At 32.3% G+C, this 20,461-nt stretch carries 20 protein-coding genes and 2 tRNA genes; 10 read left to right on the top strand and 12 right to left on the bottom strand.

Going from position 1 to position 20,461, the window contains the following annotated elements; all coding sequences use genetic code 11:
* Positions 1-22: 22 nt before the first annotated feature.
* Positions 23-1,648, bottom strand: a complete 1,626-nt coding sequence (locus AAON49_RS07320) for an aryl-sulfate sulfotransferase (protein ID WP_349553776.1) — start codon at positions 1,646-1,648, stop codon at positions 23-25.
* Between the two features lie 56 nt (positions 1,649-1,704).
* On the bottom strand, positions 1,705-2,463 hold the full coding sequence (locus AAON49_RS07315) for a DUF6503 family protein (RefSeq protein WP_349553774.1): 759 nt from the start codon (positions 2,461-2,463) through the stop codon (positions 1,705-1,707).
* Between the two features lie 95 nt (positions 2,464-2,558).
* Here AAON49_RS07315 and smpB point away from each other — a divergent pair, with 95 nt between their 5' ends.
* From smpB to AAON49_RS07290, 5 genes are all read left to right on the top strand, one after another.
* Positions 2,559-3,020, top strand: coding sequence for an SsrA-binding protein SmpB (smpB, locus tag AAON49_RS07310; RefSeq protein ID WP_349554026.1), 462 nt, complete (start codon positions 2,559-2,561; stop codon positions 3,018-3,020).
* Positions 3,017-3,958 (top strand): geranylgeranylglycerol-phosphate geranylgeranyltransferase, encoded by a 942-nt coding sequence (locus tag AAON49_RS07305; protein ID WP_349553772.1) that lies wholly within the window; start codon positions 3,017-3,019, stop codon positions 3,956-3,958. Before smpB ends, AAON49_RS07305 begins: the two co-directional genes overlap by 4 nt.
* Positions 3,958-4,542, top strand: coding sequence for a Maf family nucleotide pyrophosphatase (locus AAON49_RS07300; RefSeq protein WP_349553770.1), 585 nt, complete (start codon positions 3,958-3,960; stop codon positions 4,540-4,542). Before AAON49_RS07305 ends, AAON49_RS07300 begins: the two co-directional genes overlap by 1 nt.
* 51 nt (positions 4,543-4,593) lie before the next feature.
* Positions 4,594-5,547 carry a transketolase family protein gene (locus AAON49_RS07295; protein ID WP_349553768.1) on the top strand — a complete coding sequence of 318 codons (954 nt, stop codon included), beginning with the start codon at positions 4,594-4,596 and terminating at the stop codon, positions 5,545-5,547.
* A 74-nt stretch (positions 5,548-5,621) separates the two neighbouring features.
* Positions 5,622-6,233, top strand: coding sequence for a porin family protein (locus tag AAON49_RS07290; protein ID WP_349553766.1), 612 nt, complete (start codon positions 5,622-5,624; stop codon positions 6,231-6,233).
* 73 nt (positions 6,234-6,306) lie between these two features.
* On the opposite strand, the gene AAON49_RS07285 is transcribed toward AAON49_RS07290, so the two are convergent.
* The gene (locus AAON49_RS07285; RefSeq protein ID WP_349553764.1) at positions 6,307-7,194 is read right to left on the bottom strand and encodes an FKBP-type peptidyl-prolyl cis-trans isomerase; all 888 of its coding nucleotides are present in this window, start codon (positions 7,192-7,194) and stop codon (positions 6,307-6,309) included.
* A 75-nt stretch (positions 7,195-7,269) separates the two neighbouring features.
* Here AAON49_RS07285 and AAON49_RS07280 point away from each other — a divergent pair, with 75 nt between their 5' ends.
* Both AAON49_RS07280 and AAON49_RS07275 read left to right on the top strand, forming a co-directional pair.
* Complete coding sequence (locus AAON49_RS07280; RefSeq protein ID WP_349553762.1) at positions 7,270-7,656, top strand: RNA-binding S4 domain-containing protein; 387 nt, start codon at positions 7,270-7,272, stop codon at positions 7,654-7,656.
* Positions 7,653-8,156, top strand: a complete 504-nt coding sequence (locus tag AAON49_RS07275) for a phosphoribosyltransferase family protein (RefSeq protein WP_349553760.1) — start codon at positions 7,653-7,655, stop codon at positions 8,154-8,156. The genes AAON49_RS07280 and AAON49_RS07275 overlap by 4 nt, the downstream gene beginning before the upstream one ends.
* Here AAON49_RS07275 and AAON49_RS07270 read toward each other — a convergent pair.
* Entirely contained in the window at positions 8,148-8,666 is a 519-nt protein-coding gene (locus AAON49_RS07270; protein WP_349553758.1) for a shikimate kinase, read from the bottom strand. The two genes, AAON49_RS07275 and AAON49_RS07270, sit on opposite strands and share 9 nt — an antisense overlap.
* Before the next feature lie 93 nt (positions 8,667-8,759).
* Between AAON49_RS07270 and AAON49_RS07265 the strand changes: the two genes are divergently transcribed.
* The 3 genes from AAON49_RS07265 (at position 8,760) to AAON49_RS07255 (ending at position 9,829) form a co-directional block, all read left to right on the top strand.
* A tRNA-Lys gene (locus AAON49_RS07265) sits at positions 8,760-8,832 on the top strand.
* 25 nt (positions 8,833-8,857) lie between these two features.
* Positions 8,858-8,942, top strand: a tRNA-Leu gene (locus tag AAON49_RS07260).
* Between the two features lie 65 nt (positions 8,943-9,007).
* Positions 9,008-9,829 carry a carboxypeptidase-like regulatory domain-containing protein gene (locus tag AAON49_RS07255; RefSeq protein WP_349553756.1) on the top strand — a complete coding sequence of 274 codons (822 nt, stop codon included), beginning with the start codon at positions 9,008-9,010 and terminating at the stop codon, positions 9,827-9,829.
* A gap of 198 nt (positions 9,830-10,027) precedes the next feature.
* Here AAON49_RS07255 and AAON49_RS07250 read toward each other — a convergent pair whose 3' ends face one another.
* The 8 genes from AAON49_RS07250 to lpxA form a co-directional block, all read right to left on the bottom strand.
* A complete protein-coding gene (locus AAON49_RS07250; protein ID WP_349553754.1) occupies positions 10,028-10,858 on the bottom strand; it encodes a prohibitin family protein in 831 nt (276 codons plus the stop codon).
* Positions 10,859-11,051: 193 nt separating this feature from the next.
* Positions 11,052-13,076, bottom strand: a complete 2,025-nt coding sequence (locus AAON49_RS07245) for a vWA domain-containing protein (RefSeq protein WP_349553752.1) — start codon at positions 13,074-13,076, stop codon at positions 11,052-11,054.
* Between the two features lie 186 nt (positions 13,077-13,262).
* Positions 13,263-14,009 carry a 3-oxoacyl-[acyl-carrier-protein] reductase gene (gene fabG, locus AAON49_RS07240; RefSeq protein ID WP_349553750.1) on the bottom strand — a complete coding sequence of 249 codons (747 nt, stop codon included), beginning with the start codon at positions 14,007-14,009 and terminating at the stop codon, positions 13,263-13,265.
* A gap of 108 nt (positions 14,010-14,117) precedes the next feature.
* Positions 14,118-17,081, bottom strand: a complete 2,964-nt coding sequence (locus AAON49_RS07235; protein WP_349553748.1) for a M16 family metallopeptidase — start codon at positions 17,079-17,081, stop codon at positions 14,118-14,120.
* A gap of 95 nt (positions 17,082-17,176) precedes the next feature.
* Complete coding sequence (sucD, locus tag AAON49_RS07230) at positions 17,177-18,052, bottom strand: succinate--CoA ligase subunit alpha (RefSeq protein ID WP_349553746.1); 876 nt, start codon at positions 18,050-18,052, stop codon at positions 17,177-17,179.
* Positions 18,053-18,121: 69 nt separating this feature from the next.
* The gene (locus AAON49_RS07225) at positions 18,122-19,048 is read right to left on the bottom strand and encodes a UDP-3-O-(3-hydroxymyristoyl)glucosamine N-acyltransferase (protein ID WP_349553744.1); all 927 of its coding nucleotides are present in this window, start codon (positions 19,046-19,048) and stop codon (positions 18,122-18,124) included.
* A 49-nt stretch (positions 19,049-19,097) separates the two neighbouring features.
* Entirely contained in the window at positions 19,098-19,664 is a 567-nt protein-coding gene (gene efp, locus AAON49_RS07220; protein WP_349553742.1) for an elongation factor P, read from the bottom strand.
* 13 nt (positions 19,665-19,677) lie between these two features.
* A complete protein-coding gene (gene lpxA / locus AAON49_RS07215) occupies positions 19,678-20,460 on the bottom strand; it encodes an acyl-ACP--UDP-N-acetylglucosamine O-acyltransferase (protein ID WP_349553740.1) in 783 nt (260 codons plus the stop codon).
* Between the last annotated feature and the right edge of the window lies 1 nt (position 20,461).

The raw sequence follows: 20,461 nt of genomic DNA, 5'->3' as shown, positions 1-20,461 counted from the left end.
AATAAAAGGTCATCAAGAAGAATTACTTTTTGATGATCTTTCTTGTTTCTATCTTCTCTCCAGAGTACATTTTAAGAATATAAATTCCTTGATTGAATGAAGACATATCAAATGATGTTGTTTGATACTTCACTCCTACTTTCTTCCCTAAGACATTGTATACCTCTATTCGATCAATCTCTAAAGTAGATTGAATGTGAATACTTCCTTCAACAGGGTTTGGATAAACTCTTACAGCAGAGAAACTTGCTTCGTCGTTAGAAAGCGTATTACAAGGATCTAAATTAAAGTTGGTTTCAATGGGGTTACCAGGAGTTAAATCTCTTCCCGTAAACCCAACATAGTTCATTGCGTATTTAATAGCTCTAAATGTGCTATTTCCGCTTGTAGGTGTTGGATCACCTTGTGCAGTAATTGCTCCAGTAGTATTGTTCATGGGTAAAATATAATCCCACACGATGTTGTTCATAGCATCCAATTCAAAGAAATGACCAGAAGCTCCTTCACACACCAAGATGTTTCCATTAGGAAGTCTAACTGCACTACTTAAAATTGATGAGAAGAAATCTGGAGAATCTGAATAAGTGAAATCTGTATTTGCTGGTCCGTAAGCAACATTGGAAGTATATGGGTATACACCCGGACTTGTCATTGGTGGATCAATAATCATTACCTCAGAAAAATTAGGCGTTCTTCCATTTCCATTATTGAATAGAATGATTTTCCCAGCATCTTGCAAACCAGAAGGAATGAAATGTGGGAAATGTTGCCCGTATAACTTTCGATCGGTTTCGGTTCCGTGATCATAAGATTGAGGATTTCCCCATCTATACAATAAATCACCTCCTTTGCCATAAGTACCTCCTAATCCTGTTGCTGCCTGTGCTGTTGTGGTAGAATGATCTATAATCCACAATTCGCTTAAGTTTCTAGAACTCAAAACAATTTGATCTAAATCTTCATTGTATTGAATAGAGTTGATATGCAGCCAGTTAGCACCTCCGTTCAATCCATTTAAAAAGTTGATGTCTAGTTTTTCAGGATGATCAGCTACTACCCCAAAATTATCTTTAGTATTGTCTAAATCTTGAATTAAATGATCGTTGATGTTCCATTCCCAAACAATATTAAACCCATTGGATCCAACCGGTTCAATTTCTAAGATTCTTTCATTATATAAATCTCCGTCCACTAAAAAATTTGAATCTCTTCCCGCTTGAATCGCTTCAGCATTGGTCATTCTAGTGGCTGCCAATACCAAGATATTTCCATTAGGCATTGGATAAATATCATGATGTAATCTATGTTGATCAGTACTGTAATCAAATTCCCAAATGAGGTTTCCATCCCAATCAAACATTTCTACAATTCCTCCTACACCACCAAAGTTTATAGTGCTCGTATTTTTTCTCCCAGCTCTAATTAAGTTCCCATTGGGTAAAATGTATACCGAATGACCAGGTAAATAAGTACTAGTCCATTCATTTACAATCTGTCCACAATTATTGATTAAAAATGTCTTGGTATTTGATGAAAACAAAGTAAGTCCATCATAGGCGTCATTAGTTACAGAAATTGTACCTACAGTGTTCTGTGAAAACGCTGAAAAACAAGCAAATAAGAAGATGAAAAGTAGTTTTTTAGTCATATAGGGTTGCTAAGAGATTTCAATAGTAGTAATTTTTACAATACCCTACAATTCATTTAACAAGAATTACACTCGTTTTCTACCAACTGAATGTTCTCTAAATTTACCTCAGAAACTTTGGTTAGATCATTACTTTCAAAAGCTTTGTCTATAGAAGATAATTCAATATTCGAATTGTTGGGTTTGTAGTTGTTATAATTAACAAATCTTACTCCTTCAACTATATGCTCTTTACTCACTTCTCTAAATCGTTTCCCTCCTCCATTTACGTGAAATAAATACGCTAAGTAGTCTATTGTAAATCTCTCTTTATCAATCCAATATACAAAGACATCTTCAAAATCAACTCCACCTCCATTTTGATCAAAAGTTACTTGTACTTTATAATACTCCTTTCCTTTAACAGTAGTATCTTCTAACAACTTTTTATTCACAGCTGCATCATTTAAACCGTACGGAAGTACAGAAAAATAATGTACCGAATTGATAGATTCGCTATATCTAAAAGCCATAGAATCTGCTACATGAATTTTTTCTCCATTTAAAAGCCTTTGAAATCCATCATTCGAAAGAATATCTGTGATGGTTTCGGTTCCTTTTTTTGTGATTCTTTTCAGGGTGAAAACACCAGAATTTCTATCAGCAATATAGGTTCTCTCTCTAAAATCAAATGAAAGTGTTGCATTGGATACTTTATCAATATTTGCATTTTGTATTGATTTATCAATAATCTCTTGTGCAGTAAGTTGTTTTTCTTCTGTTTTACAAGAAATTAAGACCAAAGAAAATAGAGCTATGAGTATTCTTGTTTTCATTAAATTGGATTTGACTTTTTCAGTCGTTGTTTATTCTTCAAAATTACAGTTTCTAACATTTCTAAAAATGTATCTTTGTGAAGATTTTCATAAAAGTGCAAAAAACAATAAACATACAAAACAAAAAAGCTCGATTTGAGTTTGAAATTCTCGACAAATATGTAGCTGGAATTCAGTTGACAGGTACAGAAATTAAGTCTATTCGTCAAAGTAAAGCAAGAATTACAGAGAGCTTTTGTGAATTTAACGAGCGAGGTGAATTGTTTGTTGTGAATATGTATATCGAAGAATATATGTATGGAAATCACTACAACCACAAGCCTAAGAGCGAACGAAGATTACTCTTGAATAAGAAAGAACTGAAAAGTTTAAAGAAAGATGTAGATCAAAAAGGAAATACTATTGTTCCGCTTCGTTTGTTTATCAATGACAATGGTTGGGCTAAATTGGAGATCGCCCTTGCTAAAGGTAAAAAGATACACGACAAGAGAGAAACCATGAAAGATCGCGATAATAAACGTGATTTGGCTAGAATAAAAAAGAATTTCAATTCATGATTTCTTTTTTAAAGCTTATTCGTTATAAGAATTTGTTAATGGTTTTGTTATCCATGATTTTAACGAAGTATGCTTTGATAGATTATTTCTTACCTGAATCTTACTTATCAAATTTAGAGTTCTCACTTCTATCTTTAAGCGTTTTACTAATTACAGCTGGCGGATATATTATTAATGATATTTTTGATATAGAAGCAGATGAAATAAATAAACCCTCAAAAGTTTTTATAGGAAGAACAATCTCTAAAAGGAAAGCGTGGTTATCTTATGTGTTTAGTACTGTTATAGGATTAAGTATTGGTATTTTCCTGTCATTTCAAAAATACGTATTTGACCATTCCTTCTTTTTTATTGGAGTAACATTAGCACTGTTTTTATATTCAAAGTTTTTAAAGAAGATTGCTCTGATTGGAAACTTATTAATCGCTTTTTTATGTTCCTTAGTCATTTATTTAACTTATAGTTTTGATTTTAGAGTTAATTCAGACAATTTTTTGAATCAGTATAATTATACCGACCTAAGTATTGAAGAGTTCTTTGCTTTCAGTAAGATTTCTATTAGATTCTTTATTCAATTTAGTTTTATTATGACCTTTTTAAGAGAAATCATAAAAGACATTGAAGATATTGATGGAGATTATAATAAAAACTACAAAACACTACCCATTGTATTTGGTAAAATAAGAACAAGAAATAGTATTATAATATTAAGTATCATTGCCTTTCTGTACTTATCTTTATTTGTTTATATCTTTTATGAAGCTTTTGGATTATATCCTCTAACTATTGCAACAATTATTATCCAGATTGCTTTCCTGTATTTTATCTATAAACTATGGAACTCAATAACTAAAAAGCAATTCCATGAACTGAGTAACCTCATAAAACTTATTATGTTAGCAGGAATTTTATCAATGGGACTTTTTAAATTTATCTAATGTTACGAGAAAAACTAGCCAACTATAACATCATACTTGCTTCTGGATCTCCCAGAAGGCAAAACTTTTTCAAACAATTAGATGTTCCGTTTACCATTCAACTGAAAGAAGTTGAAGAAATCTATCCAGATCATTTGAAAGCTGCTGAGATTACAGATTACTTGGCAGACTTAAAATCGAAAGCCTTTACAGAACTTTCTGAAAATGATCTTTTAATTACCTCTGATACCATTGTTTGGTTTGAGGGTAAAGCCATCGGTAAACCAAAAGATAAAGAAGATGCTTTTCAAATGTTAACCTCTATGTCAGGAAAAAAGCACTATGTATATACTTCTGTGAGTATTAAGAGTAAGAATTTTCAAACCGTCTTTCACGATGAAACCATGGTTGAGTTTTCTACACTTACCACTGAAGAGATCAATTATTACTTGGAAAAGCATCAACCATATGACAAAGCTGGAAGCTACGGAATACAAGATTGGATTGGTTTAATTGGAGTAAATAAGCTACAAGGAAGCTACTTTAATGTGATGGGGTTACCTGTTCATAAATTGTATAAAGAATTGATAAAAATTGCTACATAGCACACAATTAAAAACTTATTTTTACGCACATATTTAACAACACAATTAAAAATGAAAAAATACACGTACACAGAAATGAAAGATACCCGTTCTGGTTTTGGTGATGGGTTAACAGAATTAGGAAAGACAAATCCTAATGTTGTAGCTCTTTGTGCAGACTTAACAGGTTCTTTAAAAATGAATGAGTTTGAAAAGAATCATCCAGAACGTTTTATTCAAGTAGGAATCGCTGAAGCAAATATGATGGGAATTGCAGCTGGATTAACCATTGGAGGTAAAATTCCGTTTACTGGAACTTTTGCAAACTTCTCAACTGGGCGTGTTTATGATCAAATAAGACAGTCTATTGCTTACTCTGATAAGAATGTGAAAATTTGTGCTTCTCATGCCGGATTAACATTAGGAGAAGACGGTGCCACTCATCAAATTTTAGAAGACATCGGACTGATGAAAATGTTACCAGGAATGACTGTTATTAATACTTGTGATTACAATCAAACCAAAGCTGCTACTATAGCAATCGCAGAACATGAAGGTCCTGTATATTTACGTTTTGGAAGACCAAAAGTACCTGTGTTTATGCCTACAGATCAAAAATTTGAGATTGGTAAGGCTATTAACTTAACAGAAGGAACAGACGTAACAATTATTGCTACTGGGCATTTGGTGTGGGAATCTTTACAAGCTGCTGAAAAGTTAGAAGCAGAAGGAATTAGCGCTGAAGTAATTAATATTCATACTATCAAACCATTGGATGAAGAGGCTATTCTAAAATCTGTAGCTAAGACTGGATGTGTTGTAACTGCTGAAGAGCATAACAAATATGGTGGTTTAGGAGAAAGTGTTGCTAGATGTTTAGCTCAGAACAACCCTACTCCACAAGAGTTTGTGGCTGTTAACGATACTTTTGGAGAATCAGCAACTCCAGCTCAATTAATGGAAAAATATAATATTAACGACGAAGCAGTCGTTAATGCAGTAAAGAAAGTTTTAAAAAGAAAATAACCTTTTTCCTTTTTAAAGCGTCTTACTTATATCCTGAAATAATTTCAGGATTTATATAACGAAAAACAAAAATTATGAAAAAAGTCTTATTAGCCTGTCTTTTGATGGTGGGTATTAGTCATTATTCTCAAGCTCAACTTCAAGTGGGTTTAAAAGCTGGGGTGAATTACAATTCGGATTCTTTTAGTAATGTGTCTAATGATGTATTGAATGGAGCCGAAAGTAGAACAGGTTATCATGCAGGATTATGGTTTAGAGCCAAACTTCCTGTAGTTGGTTTATATATACGTCCTGAGATTGTATATACTGAATTAGCTAACGATGTTGTTTATGATAATAGTACACTATTGAGAACAACAGATTTTAAATTGAGAAAAATTGATATTCCTGTATTGTTAGGAAAAAAGATTTTCGGAATTGGAAATGTTTTTGCGGGACCTTCTTTTCAATACATTCTCTCTTCTGATTTTGGTTTGAATGATCTTTCTGAAGTTTCTACTGATGAATTTTCATTAGGAATTCAATTAGGAGCAGGAATAGAGTTTGGACGTTTAGGTATTGATGTGCGTTGGGAAAGAAGCTTAAGCAAAGCTGAAGCTAAGTTTGTTGACAATAACATTAGCAGTAATGTAAATTTCGATACAAGGGTGAATCAAATCATCTTTGGTCTCTCTTACCGATTATAAAAGAAAAATTATTAGTTTATAAAAAAAAGCTCTTGTTTTCACAAGAGCTTTTTTATTTTGTATTTATTATCTATTAAGTATCGTGGTTTTCTGTGATGTTTGGATTTAGATAATCTGGTAATGTAGGATTGTTAGGATCACTAAAATCGTTGGTAGGATCACCATCTCCATTAGCATCTTCATTCCTTGTTAATACTCCATCTCCATCATCATCTGTATCTATAAAATTAGGTATGCTATCACTGTCTGTATCATCATTTCTTGGGTCACCATCACCATCAGGGTCTTCATTAATTGAAGGAACACCATCGCTGTCATGATCTGTATTTTCGATAATATCGAATAAATCAACATAAAAAATCAAAGGAGAACTCCCAGGAACTAAAGTGTTTCCTAAGTTTCTATAGGCAAGACCAGAAGGGATAAAAAGAACTCCTTTTCCGCCATCTTCATAAGTAATAGGTCCATTTGTAGTAACATTTCTTCCTCCCTTAAAATGAACCAAACCATGTGTCCAACCTCTAATTACAGTTGTTAAAGTAAACCAGCGTGGGCTAATAACTCTTTCAAAAAGCACCAAACTATCAGTTCTTACCATAAAACTACCTTCATATCTAGTTAAAACAGAATCTGCTTCAGTAGGGAATCCTTTTACAGGATCTGGAGTTCCTACTCTATTAACAAGGTAGTACAATGTATAATCTACTTCTTCTTCAGTAACCTGCTTCTGCATTAGTCTTGAGTCGTTAATCAAAGCAGTTTGTCCAGCAATCAACGGTTTGATTGAATCTATAGTATCATCATAATAATTGTTTTGTAGATACACCAACAGTGAATCATTGTCTTTTAAAGCTTGTGCAGCATGATCAAAGTCATCAACAGTTGTACCACCGTTATTATCGCCACAGGCATAGATTAAAGCAAATGCCAATCCAAATAGAAAAATCAATCTTTTATTCATCAAAAAATATTTTGTGGCGCAATTTACCATTTTTATACCTTTGTATAAAATGAATCTATCATTTTTAACTTTTTTATGAGAATTGATAAATACCTTTGGTGTATTCGAATTTTTAAAACCAGAAATATTGCTACAGAAGCTTGTAAAAAAGGCCATGTAAAAATTGATGGAAAGAATGTAAAACCTTCAAAGGAGGTTTTTGGCAACGAACTCATTATAGTAAGAAAGAACCAACTTAATTACGAATTTGAAGTTTTAGATATTCCTCAGAGCCGAGTTGGAGCAAAACTTGTAGACCTATATAGAAAGGATAAAACACCTAAAGAAGAGTTTGAAAAACTAGATTTATTAAAGTATTCTAAAGATTATTATAGAAAAAAAGGAACTGGAAGACCCACAAAAAAAGATAGAAGAGATATTGATGAGTATTACGATTCATCAGAATTTAACGAAACTACATGACAACAACGAACAATATTATTTTAGATAACAATCAAATTAATCAAAAGACGAAAAGAATTGCATATCAAATTTATGAAAGCAACAGTAATGAGAAAGAGATTGTATTGGCTGGCATTCAAGGAAACGGAATGTATTTTGCGAAAAAAATTGCAGCTGTTCTTAGTGAGATTTCTCCTATCAATGTAATTCTATGCGAGGTCTATATCAATAAAAAGAAACCTTTAAACTCTGTAAGTACTTCATTAACTTCAGATGATTACAAAAACAAATCCTTAGTTCTTGTTGATGATGTTTTAAACTCTGGATCTACTTTAATTTATGGTATTAAGCACTTTTTAGACGTTCCTTTGAAACGGTTTAAAACAGCCGTTTTAGTGAATAGAAATCATAAAAAGTACCCTGTGAAGGCTGATTTTAAAGGAATTTCCTTATCTACCTCAATCAAAGAACACATAGAAGTAGTTTTTGACAAAAAGAGCTCTTATGCAACTTTAATGTAGTAGAATTCTAATTTCTGCTACCACAGTATCAATGTCTTTTTTATCAACAATAACTGAATGTTGAGCTTGCTCATAGTAAGATCTTCGTTCAAATAGATGCTTTGCGATAAATTCTGTTAATTTTTCTTCTGATAAAGAAGCTACCAAAGGACGCTTGGTTTTGTTTTTTGATATTCTTTCTTTGAGAGTTGGAATTGAAGCTTGTAGGTAACACGAAGTAACATTTGTATTACTGAGTATCACATCCATATTTCCAGCATAGCAAGGGGTACCACCACCTAAAGAAAGTACGTATGAATCTTTTTCAGACAAAAACTCTTTTAAATAAAGGTGTTCAATTTTTCTAAAATAGATTTCTCCTTTTTCTTTAAATATATCAGAAATACTTGCTCCTTCTCTACTTTCTATATAGTGGTCTAAATCAAAAAAAGGCACGAACAGCTTCTTAGACAATTGTTTACCAATTGTTGTTTTTCCGCTACCCATATATCCTAATAGGATAATTTTCATCTGAATAAAATTTGAAAGCAAATATCGATAAAAAATAAGGGAAAAACGTGTTTTTCTTGTTGAATGAAACTATATTTGCTGTCTCAAAATTAAGACCGGGTAGCTCAGTTGGTAGAGCATCTCCCTTTTAAGGAGAGGGTCCTGGGTTCGAGCCCCAGCCCGGTCACTTTTTTTTGAAATCCTCTTTTAATGCGTGTATGGCGGAATTGGTAGACGCGCAAGGTTGAGGGCCTTGTGTCCACTATGGACGTGCTGGTTCGACTCCAGTTACACGCACTACATCCTCTCTTTTCACATAAAATTAACCCTTGCATCTCTAATTTAATGCTTACTTTTGTTGTATGCATAAACACAGATTACTCCTATTATTATTTTTTGCACTGTCTTTTTCATTGTATTCGCAAGAAAAAACTGACAGCTTAAAAGTTACTTCTCTTAAAGGGCAAGTAATTGATTCTGAAACTAAAAAGCCTCTAAGTGCTTCTCATATATTGAATTTGAATTCTGTTGTGGGTACAATTACTGATGATAAAGGTTTCTTTGAATTAACGGCTCAAGCTAACGATACAGTAATGGTTTCTTATCTTGGGTATTCTTCTATAAAGATTAAGGTAACAAATGACTTATTAAAAGGAAATGAGTTGTTGATTGCTTTGTATGAAAAATCTGAAGAAGTAAAAGAAATTATTATTCGATCTTCAAAACTGATTGGTGTTTTAGAAGTAGATGTAAAACAAGTTCCTAAAGACAGGTATACAAGAATAAAAATTAATGGAATCAGGCAAACCTATGAAATTGCAAGACCGAAAACTAGCGATTTCTCTTCACCGGTAGCTGCTTTATTTCAACCCGTAGATTTTTTGTATAAACTCTTTGGTAAAAAACCCAAACAGTTAAAAAAGTTACAAAAGATTAAAAAAGAAGATAATCTGCGAAAAATCATGGCAGGCAAGTTTGACCGTGAAGTTATGATGGAATATCTAGAAATGGATAGAAATGATTTAATGAAGTTAATCTCAGATTGTAATTATTCTGAATACTTTGTAAAGAAAGCGAGTGATTTACAAATGATAGAAGCTGTCTTAGACTGCTATGAGAACTATAAAGCTCTTAAAAAAGGAAAAATAGAACGTAGCAGGTTACCAGAAAAAAAGAATAACTAAAAAAGCCAGGATTGAAGTCCTGGCTTTTCACAACTATTAAAAACTAACTAATTACTAACTAAAGTTCTTTTCTTTAGAGTATATACATGAGACGTCTATCTTTACAATTAGTTACACAGTATTTTTAGTTTAACACATCTTTAAGAAAATAAAAAATCCAGCCGATTGGCTGGATTTCTTTTTATATAAAATTAAGATTTATTGGTTTCCTAAAATAATAGGCATTCCGTTCTTTCCAGAACCAATAACAATTACTTTACTGTTTGTAGATTCAGATAACTTTAACGTAGCCTCAATTCCTTTTTCTTGTAAGATTTTGTCTGTTAATGAAGCACTTAAAATTCTATTTGCAGTCGCTTTACCTTCAGCATCAATTTTTTGACGTTCAGCTTCTTTTTTAGCTTTTGCCAATCTAAACTCGTACTCTAAAGATTCTTGCTCTTGCTTTAACTTTGTTTCAATTGCTGTTCTAATTGTTGGAGGTAATTTCACATCCTCTACTAAGACTCTTTTAACTACTAAGAACTGATCTTTTAATACCGTTGCTACTTCGTCTAAAATTTCTTGTTCAATTACATCTCTCTTACTAGAATATAACTGCTCTGGTGTATATCTTCCTACAACACTTCTTGCTGCTGCATTAATTGCTGGATCTAAAAGTTCTCTCTCGTAATCTTCTCCTTTTGTTTTAATTAATTTCCCTAAGTTTTGAAATTCTGGTTCATACCATACTGTACCACTTACTTTAACTTCTAATCCATTAACAGAAAGTACATTCATTTCATCAGAAACAGATTGTTGACGAACTTTTCTAACGATCATCTTATTCCAAGGAGCTACGATATGAAATCCTTCTCCATATGTTTTTTCTACATTAATACCACCTCCAAAACGCTCAAAAACCACACCTCCCTCACCAGGACCTATAGTAACTGCAGACTTGGCTATGAAGATAATTAGTAATACTACGATAACTATTGTAAAAGCTCCTCCTTTAGGAAACTTAAACTCCACTTGATTGTTTGCCATTTTTAAATTTTTTTGATTTGAAACAAATTTACAATTAAAAGTTCTTTAATCGCATTCTTTATATGCACAATCTTCTGTAGATAGTTCTAATTCTAAAGTTATGTGCTCTAAATGAAAATAATTCTTATTATTCTTTTGCTTTTTGATTCACCTTAAAACGTATTCTCTCTCATTAGAATACTATGAGAAATCACTAAATTTTTCCGTGGTACTTTCTTGTAAACCATTCAATTGTAAGCAATCCAACAATTAGAAGTAATACCCATAGCCAATCAACTAAGTTTTCTTTCTTTTGAATTGATTTTTGAACAGTTGCATATTTAGCATTGTTCAATAAATCATCAAAAAGTAATTGAGTTTGGTCTTTGTTGTATAATTTACCATTGGTTCTATTCGCCAATCTTTGTAGTTTGTCTTTATTGGCATTTGTAAATTGTTCTTCTACGCTATATTCACTTACTCTAAAAGAACCTTTTTGAGTTATATTTTGTCCTTCTACAGTAACTGTGTATTCATATTCTCCCGATTCTAAAGCTTCTAATTCTGCTTGATAAGAGTTTACTTCTAAGGAAAAAGGAATAGATTTTACTTCGTTAGTATTTTTGTTCGCAACAGTCAATAGCAATGTAGCTCTATTATCAAACTCAAAATTGTTATCAACATAAAAAGCTCCTACTCTAATTGTAGAGTTTGCATTGTAAATACTATTAATATCTAAATCTAAACGTTTCCGTATTTTTTTTGATGAAGCATATTGAATAATATTTCCTATAAATTCATCAAAATTTTCAAATGTATTCCCTTTTAAAAAACTCGTAGATCTCCATTTCCAAATTCCTTCTCCTAAGAGAAATACTTTTTTATGATTGCTTTCATCTGCAGTAAACAGTAAAGGTTCTTTAGAAGAAAATCCATTAATGCTTTGGTATAATAGGGTTTGATAAGGAATACTTATAGTAGTTTGCCCGAATTTATCTATCAAAGGTGGAAAATCATTAAAACCTATGTCCTTTTGAGAAAAAATTAAATACCCTGCGTTGTAATTGGCTGAATAATTTTCAGATTGATTGATACTATTTTTTCTTAGTCCTAATTCTTGAGTATTGATAAAATTCCAATTTGTTTTAGAACCCGTAATTAAAAAATAATTGATTTTTTCTTTTTTAATTTCATCAATAACTCCTTTAAATTGTGAATTTGGTTGATACAAAACAACCAATTGATAGTCTTTTAATTTATAATTGTCCCCTATCAATTTTATGGAAACTTTTCTTTGTTGATCTTTTTCTATCGATTTCTTAAGGCTTCCTAAATCTGGATGATACAATGAACTTAAGATCAATATTTGGCTTTGTTTGTCTATTACTTCAATAGAAAAATTCTTAATGTTATTACTCTTGTTTTTTTCTTCGTTTAAATATTCAATTTTTGCACGGTAAAAGTTAATTCCTTCTTTGTCAGATTTCAAGTTTGTTCGTACTGTTTGGGTACTTTTATTTGAAGAAAAATTTAAGGTTTTGCGATATACAATTTTCCCTTTATGCTCTATTGTAAACCCTGCCTTTATATTCTCATTCCCTTCATAAAGAACAATAGCTTCAATTGGAAATTGATTGTTGAGAAAACTAAATCTATTTGCATTTAATTGATCAATAGCGAGATCTTCATATTTGGTTGTATCACCAATAACAACAGGGTAAATGGGCTTTTTGCTATTGATGTATTCATAATCATTTCCTAAAGTTTGATTTCCGTCTGATATGAGTATAATTGGGTTTTCTTTTCCTTTGTTGAGACCTTGTAGCGTTGAAAGTGCATTGTATATATTGGTTTGACTTTCTTCGAAAGTAAGACTATCGTTTAATTGCACTTCTTCTCCAAATGAATAATAGTTGATATCAAACTTGTTATTGAGTAAATCACTTTTTTTAACATCTGTTAAGATGCTATTTACAAGTGAATCTTGTTGAAAAAAACTAGTAGACTCAGAATTATCAATTAATATTGATAATGCAGGTTTCTCATTTTTAAAACTCGTTCTTTCTATTGTTGGGTTAATGAATAATAACAGCAATAAAAATAAGCTTAGACTTCTCAAAAGGAATAAGAGAGGTGTAATCTTTCCAATGTTTTTTGTTCTAAAATAATATTGGAAATATCCAATAGCAAGACTTACAGCAAGAGAAAGTATAAGAAGTAATATGGTAGATGTTTCCAAATTATGTATCTAATCAAGCGCAGCTCAGACCTTTTGTTTATAATGTTCTAAATAAAAAAGACCTCTCGACTGCGCTCGAGGTGGCTTCTTTTCTATTTAAGCGAAAGATAAAAAGAAGTATTCTAAAAAAGAAAAGCCTAGGCATGAAATCAACCTAGGCTTCTATGAAATTGTGTTAATCTTTTCTTAAGTGAGCATTCCTCCATCTACACTAAGAGTCTGACCAGTAATATAACTACTCATATCTGATGCTAAAAACACGCAAGCATTTGCAATATCTTCTGGTGTTCCTCCTCTTTTCAAAGGAATAGCATCTCTCCAACTTTGTACAACAGCTTCATCTAATTTACCTGTCATTTCTGTTTCTATAAATCCTGGGGCAATCACATTACTTCTAATATTTCTAGAGCCTAATTCTAAAGCTACAGATTTAGAAAAACCTAAAATCCCTGCTTTTGAAGCTGCATAATTCGCTTGCCCGGCATTTCCTTTCAATCCAACAACAGAGCTCATATTAATGATTGAACCTCCTCTTTGTTTCATCATAGGTCTGATAACTGCTTTTGTTAAATTGAATACCGATTTCAAATTAACTTCAATTACTTTATCAAAGTCGTCTTCAGATATTCTCATTAACAAATTGTCTTTTGTAATACCAGCATTGTTAATCAAAACGTCTATCGTTCCAAATTCTTCTAAGACGTTTTTTGCCAATTCTTGAGCTGTATCAAATTCAGCTGCATTGGACTGATATCCTTTTGCTTTTACTCCTAAAGAAATTAATTCTTTTTCTAGAGCATTTGCTGCATCTACAGAAGAATTATACGTAAATGCTACATTAGCTCCTTGTTTTGCAAATTCTATTGCAATACCTCTACCAATACCACGTGTAGCTCCCGTAATGATTGCTGTTTTATTTTCTAGTAGTTTCATGTAATTCGTTAGTTTATGGGCCAAATATACTAAAACATATTTGTTGAAATAAAAAAACTCGTAAGGCATTTCTGCCTTACGAGCTTGTATAAAATTTTGATCTATTGATTATTGTTTTACTTTTTCTTCACTTACATAGTTAAACAAATAATCTACATCCATTTCTTTAATCTTTCCTAGTTTTTTCAAAGATTTTACATCAAGATCTTTCTTATTACCAATAACCATAACATTATAGGATTGTCCTTGAATGTTTTTATTGAAGAAATTCTTTAGATCTTCCATTGTCATATTCTTGATCGTATTGTACATTTCTTCTCTATTATCATTGTCTATTCCTCTTTGTTTTAAGGCTTCATAAGACCAGAAAATACCTGACTTGGTAATTCTTTGAGCTGCTAGTTTCTTTAAAGTTGATTCTTTAGCAGCATTGAATTGCTTTTCAGCTTCAGGCATGTTGTTCATAAGCTCCATCATAGCGTCTACAGCTTGAGACAGTTTATTTGCTTGAGTTCCTACATATGCCATTACATAGTTAGGATCGTCCTTTTTAGCAGCATTACTAAATGAAGCAAATGCTGAATATGCCAATGATTTAGACTCTCTAATTTCTTGGAAAACAATTGAAGACAATCCGCTTCCAAAATAGGTGTTGAATAATGTTGATGCAGCTAAGTTTTCTGGTTTGAATGGCTCTCCTTTTGCTAAGAATAGCATTTCTGTTTGAACCATATCATAGTTTGTGTAGAAAACATTTCCTCCAGTTTCTGTTCTCTTATAAACTTTTGCTGGTGGATACTCTTTTAAATCTCCATAGATTTTATGGTGTGTATCTAATGAAGCAACTGCAGCATCTACGTCTTTTCCGTAATAGAATACACGCTGCTTGTAATTCTTCATATCTTTTACCAATGCTACCAATTCTTCAGGATTAATAGCTTTCAACTCATCTACTTGCATGATGTCTCTTAAACGAGAATTCTCACCATACATTCCATAATTCATCAACCCATTGAAAAGAATATTTCCTTTTTGAGTTTTCCCATCAACACGTCCTTTTGCAATTTGATCAACATATTTATCATAAGCATCTTGATCTGCTTTGGCATTATCCCATAAATGCTCTAATAATTCTAATCCTTTAGCTAAGTTTTCTTTTAATCCACTTAACCCTACATAGGTTTTATCGTTACCAGCACTAACAAAATAAGAGACTCCTAACTTATAGAACTCTTTTTTGATTTCTTCAGCAGTATACTTTTCTGTTCCTAAGTATGATAAATAGTTAGCTGCTAAGCTTAGTTTCTTATCATTGTCACTTCCCATATCAAAAATGATATTTAAAGAGAATAGATCGTTTAGTTCATTCTCTACATAAGAAACTTTAATTCCATTATCTGTTGAAGTTTCTTTAATAGCCTCTTTGTAATCTACAAATTTTGGTTGTAAAGGTTCTGATTCTATTTTATTAAATGCTGTTAAATAGTCTGAACTTTTTCCTCTATTTAAGTTTACAGGTGTAATTCCAGGGTTCTTTACTTTTACTATATTTTTGTCTTCACCCTTTCTTTTGTAAGTAATTACATAGTTATCTTTATAGAAGTTGTTAGCAAAATCTACCAATTCTTGTTTTGATATCTTCTTTAAGTCATCTAAGAATTTAGCTTTATCACTCCAATCTTCGTGATGAATAAATGCATTGAAATAAGCACTAGCCAACGCAGTATTGTTCTCGTATTGTCTTGTCTGGCTTAGTTTTAAGTCGTTTACAACAGCTTCAATCATCCAGTCTTCAAACTCTCCTTTTTTAAGTCTTTCAATTTGCTCTAATAAAAGGTCTTTAACTTCATCTAGAGTTTGACCAGCTTTTGGCGCTCCTGTAAAGCTATGGAAACCATAATCATTTAAAAATGTTGGTGAACAACTAGCTCTTTGTACTACTTGTTTTTGATTTAAGTTTAAATCAATAATTCCAGCGTTTCCGTTAGCTAAAATCATATCAGCTAAGGTTACAAACTTCTTTTGTTCAGAATTAATTCCTTCAGTTCTATAAGCAATAGAAATTGATTCTGAAGTTGGTCCAAATACCTCTTTTACAATAGGCGCTGTAATAGGCTCCTCTTTAGGTAAAGTTGGATGTGCAAGTTCTTTTTTCTCAAACTTACCAAAAGCATCATTTACTTTTTTGATAGTTGCGTCAAAATCTAAATCACCAACCAATACAATTGCCATATTATTTGGCACGTAATATTTATCAAAGTAGTTATGAATATCTACCATTGATGGGTTTTTCAAGTGCTCACCAGTACCAATAGTTGTTTGTTGCCCGTATGGATGATTTGGAAATAAACCATCTAACATTGCAGCATACTGTTTTCTAAAATCATTATCCTGACCTCTATTAAACTCTTCAAAAACAGCTTCTAACTCGGTATGGAATAAGCGTAGTACTAGCGTACTAAAACGCTCAGCTTCTAAATCTAACCATTTGTTTAATTCATTAGCTGGAATTTTGTTCTTGTAAACTGTTTCTTCAAACCAAGTATGAGCATTTGTTCCTGTTGCTCCTAAAGAAGCTGTCATTTTATCATACTCGTTAGCAATTGAGTAATTAGATGCTTCTAGAGAAACTTTATCTATTTCTTTATAGATAGCTAATTTCTTTTTTGGATCTTTCTCAGCTCTATGCTTTTCGTATAAGTCAGAGATTTTCTTTAAGTATACTTTCTCTTTTTCCCAATCAGCAGTACCAATTTTGTGAGTTCCTTTAAAAACCATGTGCTCTAAATAATGAGCTAACCCTGTAGATTCTTTAGGATCATAATTAGATCCAGCTCTTACAGCGATATAGGTTTGAATTTTTGGTTCATCAGAATTCTTGCTCAAGTAAACTTTTAAACCATTGTCTAATGTGTACAGACGTAATCCTGTTGGATCATTCTCTACTGTTTCATAACTGAACCCATTGGCATCAGTATTATTTGATACTTCATAGGTTTTGATTTTGTCATTTTCACACCCTATCAACGATAGGAAAAGTAGGGATGCAAAAAGCAATTTAATTTGTTTCATAATAGCTTGTTTATTTTTGTAAATGTAAAAATCCGTTGAATTTACAAATTCAACGGATTTTATATTGTTTTATTAAGAAACTTTAACAGTAAATCTTATTTATTCATAACATTAGCTACCATTTCTCCAATCTTCGCTGGAGATTCAACAACATGAATTCCATTTTCAGCTAATATCTTCATTTTTGCTTGTGCAGTGTCATCAGCACCACCTACAATAGCTCCTGCATGTCCCATAGTTCTTCCAGCTGGGGCAGTTTGACCTGCAATAAATCCAACTACTGGTTTTCTATTTCCATCAGCTTTGATCCATTTTGCAGCTTCGGCTTCCAATTGCCCTCCAATTTCTCCTATCATTACAATAGCTTCCGTTTCATCATCATTCATTAACAATTCAACTGCCTGTTTTGTTGTTGTTCCAATAATTGGATCACCACCAATACCAATAGCAGTAGTGATACCAAAACCTTGTTTTACAACTTGGTCTGCTGCTTCGTAAGTTAATGTTCCTGATTTAGAAACAATACCTACTTTCCCTTTTTTGAAAATAAAACCAGGCATGATACCTACTTTAGCTTCGTCTGGAGTGATTACCCCTGGGCAGTTAGGTCCAACTAACGTACAATCTTTATCAGCTAAATAAGCTTTTACTTTGGTCATATCAGCAGTAGGAATACCTTCTGTAATACAAATAATTACTTTAATTCCTGCATCTGCAGATTCCATAATTGCATCAGCAGCAAACGCTGGTGGTACAAAAATGATTGAAGTATCTGCTCCTACTTTTTCTACAGATTCTTTCACTGTATTAAAAACTGGCTTTCCAAGATGTTCTTGGCCTCCTTTTCCTGGAGTTACACCGCCTACTACATTTGTTCCATAATCAATCATTTGACCTGCATGGAATGTACCTTCACTTCCCGTAAAACCTTGTACAATAATTTTTGAATCTTTATTTACTAAAACACTCATTGGTTTGTTTTTAATTTCTGATAATTTAGTTGCAAAAATAGTTGATTAGATGAATCAAAAAAAGGAAAATTATGCTTTCTTTTCCTCTTTTATTAATCTCTTTAAGTGAGCCAATTCTTTCAGCTTATCTCTTGACTCAGAAATGGGTGTTCCAAAATAGGTTTTACCACCAGAAACAGACTTTGTTACTCCTGTTTGACCCAAAATAACAGCTCCTTTTCCTATTGTAATTCCGCTATTAGTTCCTACTTGACCCCAAAGCGTAACTTCGTCTTCTATTACAACACATCCAGCTATTCCTGTTTGAGAAGCAATTAAACATTTTTTTCCAATCACTGTATCATGCCCGACATGAACTTGATTGTCTATTTTCGTTCCTTCTCCTATTGTAGTATCACCTGTTACTCCTCTATCAATTGTACAAGAAGCTCCAAGGTCTACATTGTTTTCTATAACTACTCTACCTCCTGAAACTAATTGATCGAAACCTTCTGATCTTTTCTTATAATAAAATGCATCTGCTCCTAATACAGTATTAGCATGAATTGTAACATTATCGCCAATAATTATATTGTTATAGATTGTTACGTTAGGATGTATCAAACAGTTTTTGCCTATGATAACATTGTTTCCTATAAAAACATTGGGTTGAATTACAGTTCCTTCTCCAATAATTGCACTTTCTGAAATGCTTTCTTTAGAACTGATAAATGGATTAAAATGTTTGGTTATCTTATTGAAATCTCTAAAAGGGTCATCAGAAATTAAAAGTGCCTTCCCCACAGGACATTCAACTTCTTTGTTAATTAGTATTGTGGTTGCATCTGAATTGAGTGCTTTATCATAATACTTTGGATGATCTACAAAAACAATATCACCAGAAGTGACTACATGAATCTCATTAATTCCGGTAACACTAAAATTTGCATCACCTATAAATTTTGCTTGTATTAAATCAGCTATTTGTTCTAATGTTTGAGCTTTTTTAAATTTCATACAAGCTGTTTTTTCTGTAGATAGATATCAAGAGATTTTACAGACATAACTATTCCTTGATTCTTTCTGTATATGCTCCTTTCTCTGTTTCTACTCTGATCTTATCTCCTTCATTGATGAACAACGGTACATTGATTCTAGCGCCTGTTTCAACTGTAGCAGGTTTGGTTGCATTGGTAGCAGTATTCCCTTTAACTCCTGGTTCTGTATGAGTTACTTCTAAAATAACGTGAGAAGGCATTTCTACAGATAAAGGCAAACTATCTTCAGTGTTAATCAAAACCGTAACAACTTCGCCTTCTTTTAATAGATCTGGAGCATCTAATGTACTCTTTTGAAGTGAAATCTGATTGTAGTCTGCTGTATTCATAAAATGATAGGTATCTCCTTCATTGTACAAATACTGAAACTTATGTGTTTCTACTCTTACATCTTCAATTTTATGACCTGCAGAAAATGTATTGTCGATTACTTTTCCTGTGGTAACACTTTTTAATTTGGTTCTTACGAAAGCTGGTCCTTTTCCAGGTTTAACATGTAAGAATTCAATAATTTTGAAGATATCGTGATTGTATTTAATACACAATCCTTTTTTAATGTCTGATGTTGTTGCCATATTTAAATTTTGATTAACCTCCCCAATATCCTTTCATAATTCCACGTTGAGAATTACGGATGAACAATAATATTTCATCTCTTTCTGGAGTAGCTTCCATCTCTGCTTCAATCTTCTCCATTGCTTGGGTATTGTTGTAGTTTTTTTGATATAATATTCTGTAGATATTCTGAATCTCTCTAATTTGATCGGTACTAAATCCGCGTCTTCTTAATCCAATAGAATTTATTCCTACATATGATAAAGGTTCTTTAGCGGCTTTCGTATAAGGGGGAACATCTTTCCTTACTAATGCTCCACCAGACACCATTGCGTGATCACCTATATGAATGAACTGATGTACTGCAGCTAAACCACCAATGATTGCATAATTACCAATAGTTACGTGTCCTGCCAAAGCAACTCCGTTAACTACAATAGCGTTATCTCCAATAATACAATCATGCGCTATATGAGCTGTAGCCATAATCAGAACATTCTTTCCGATTCTAGTTTCCCCTAAAGCATTGGTTCCTCTATTAATTGTTACACATTCTCTAATTGTAGTATTATCTCCAATTACTGCAAGTGAATCTTCACCTTCAAATTTTAAATCTTGAGGAATAGCAGAAATTACAGCTCCTGGGAAAATTCTACAATTCTTACCAATTCTTGCTCCTTCCATAATCGTAACATTAGAACCTATCCAAGTTCCTGATCCAATTTGCACATTAGCATGAATTGTGGTAAAAGGTTCTATTACTACATTTCTAGCAATTTTTGCTTGTGGATGTACGTATGCTAAAGGTTGATTCATA

It is taken from the genome of Pseudotenacibaculum sp. MALMAid0570, from assembly GCF_040151415.1.
Lineage (GTDB): Bacteria > Bacteroidota > Bacteroidia > Flavobacteriales > Flavobacteriaceae > Polaribacter.
Note: the sequence above shows the minus strand (reverse complement) of the source record. Positions and strands in the feature narration are given on the sequence as shown.

What these genes read in the sequence shown, in the direction of transcription:
- AAON49_RS07235 (WP_349553748.1), bottom strand. Translation starts at nt 17,081, where the DNA reads ATGAAACAAATTAAATTGCTTTTTGCATCCCTACTTTTCCTATCGTTG.
- efp (WP_349553742.1), bottom strand. Translation starts at nt 19,664, where the DNA reads ATGGCAACAACATCAGACATTAAAAAAGGATTGTGTATTAAATACAAT.
- AAON49_RS07315 (WP_349553774.1), bottom strand. Translation starts at nt 2,463, where the DNA reads ATGAAAACAAGAATACTCATAGCTCTATTTTCTTTGGTCTTAATTTCT.
- AAON49_RS07225 (WP_349553744.1), bottom strand. Translation starts at nt 19,048, where the DNA reads ATGAAATTTAAAAAAGCTCAAACATTAGAACAAATAGCTGATTTAATA.
- AAON49_RS07320 (WP_349553776.1), bottom strand. Translation starts at nt 1,648, where the DNA reads ATGACTAAAAAACTACTTTTCATCTTCTTATTTGCTTGTTTTTCAGCG.
- lpxA (WP_349553740.1), bottom strand. Translation starts at nt 20,460, where the DNA reads ATGAATCAACCTTTAGCATACGTACATCCACAAGCAAAAATTGCTAGA.
- AAON49_RS07280 (WP_349553762.1), top strand. Translation starts at nt 7,270, where the DNA reads ATGAGAATTGATAAATACCTTTGGTGTATTCGAATTTTTAAAACCAGA.
- AAON49_RS07300 (WP_349553770.1), top strand. Translation starts at nt 3,958, where the DNA reads ATGTTACGAGAAAAACTAGCCAACTATAACATCATACTTGCTTCTGGA.
- fabG (WP_349553750.1), bottom strand. Translation starts at nt 14,009, where the DNA reads ATGAAACTACTAGAAAATAAAACAGCAATCATTACGGGAGCTACACGT.
- AAON49_RS07270 (WP_349553758.1), bottom strand. Translation starts at nt 8,666, where the DNA reads ATGAAAATTATCCTATTAGGATATATGGGTAGCGGAAAAACAACAATT.
- sucD (WP_349553746.1), bottom strand. Translation starts at nt 18,052, where the DNA reads ATGAGTGTTTTAGTAAATAAAGATTCAAAAATTATTGTACAAGGTTTT.
- AAON49_RS07275 (WP_349553760.1), top strand. Translation starts at nt 7,653, where the DNA reads ATGACAACAACGAACAATATTATTTTAGATAACAATCAAATTAATCAA.
- AAON49_RS07290 (WP_349553766.1), top strand. Translation starts at nt 5,622, where the DNA reads ATGAAAAAAGTCTTATTAGCCTGTCTTTTGATGGTGGGTATTAGTCAT.
- AAON49_RS07305 (WP_349553772.1), top strand. Translation starts at nt 3,017, where the DNA reads ATGATTTCTTTTTTAAAGCTTATTCGTTATAAGAATTTGTTAATGGTT.
- AAON49_RS07295 (WP_349553768.1), top strand. Translation starts at nt 4,594, where the DNA reads ATGAAAAAATACACGTACACAGAAATGAAAGATACCCGTTCTGGTTTT.
- AAON49_RS07255 (WP_349553756.1), top strand. Translation starts at nt 9,008, where the DNA reads ATGCATAAACACAGATTACTCCTATTATTATTTTTTGCACTGTCTTTT.
- AAON49_RS07250 (WP_349553754.1), bottom strand. Translation starts at nt 10,858, where the DNA reads ATGGCAAACAATCAAGTGGAGTTTAAGTTTCCTAAAGGAGGAGCTTTT.
- AAON49_RS07285 (WP_349553764.1), bottom strand. Translation starts at nt 7,194, where the DNA reads ATGAATAAAAGATTGATTTTTCTATTTGGATTGGCATTTGCTTTAATC.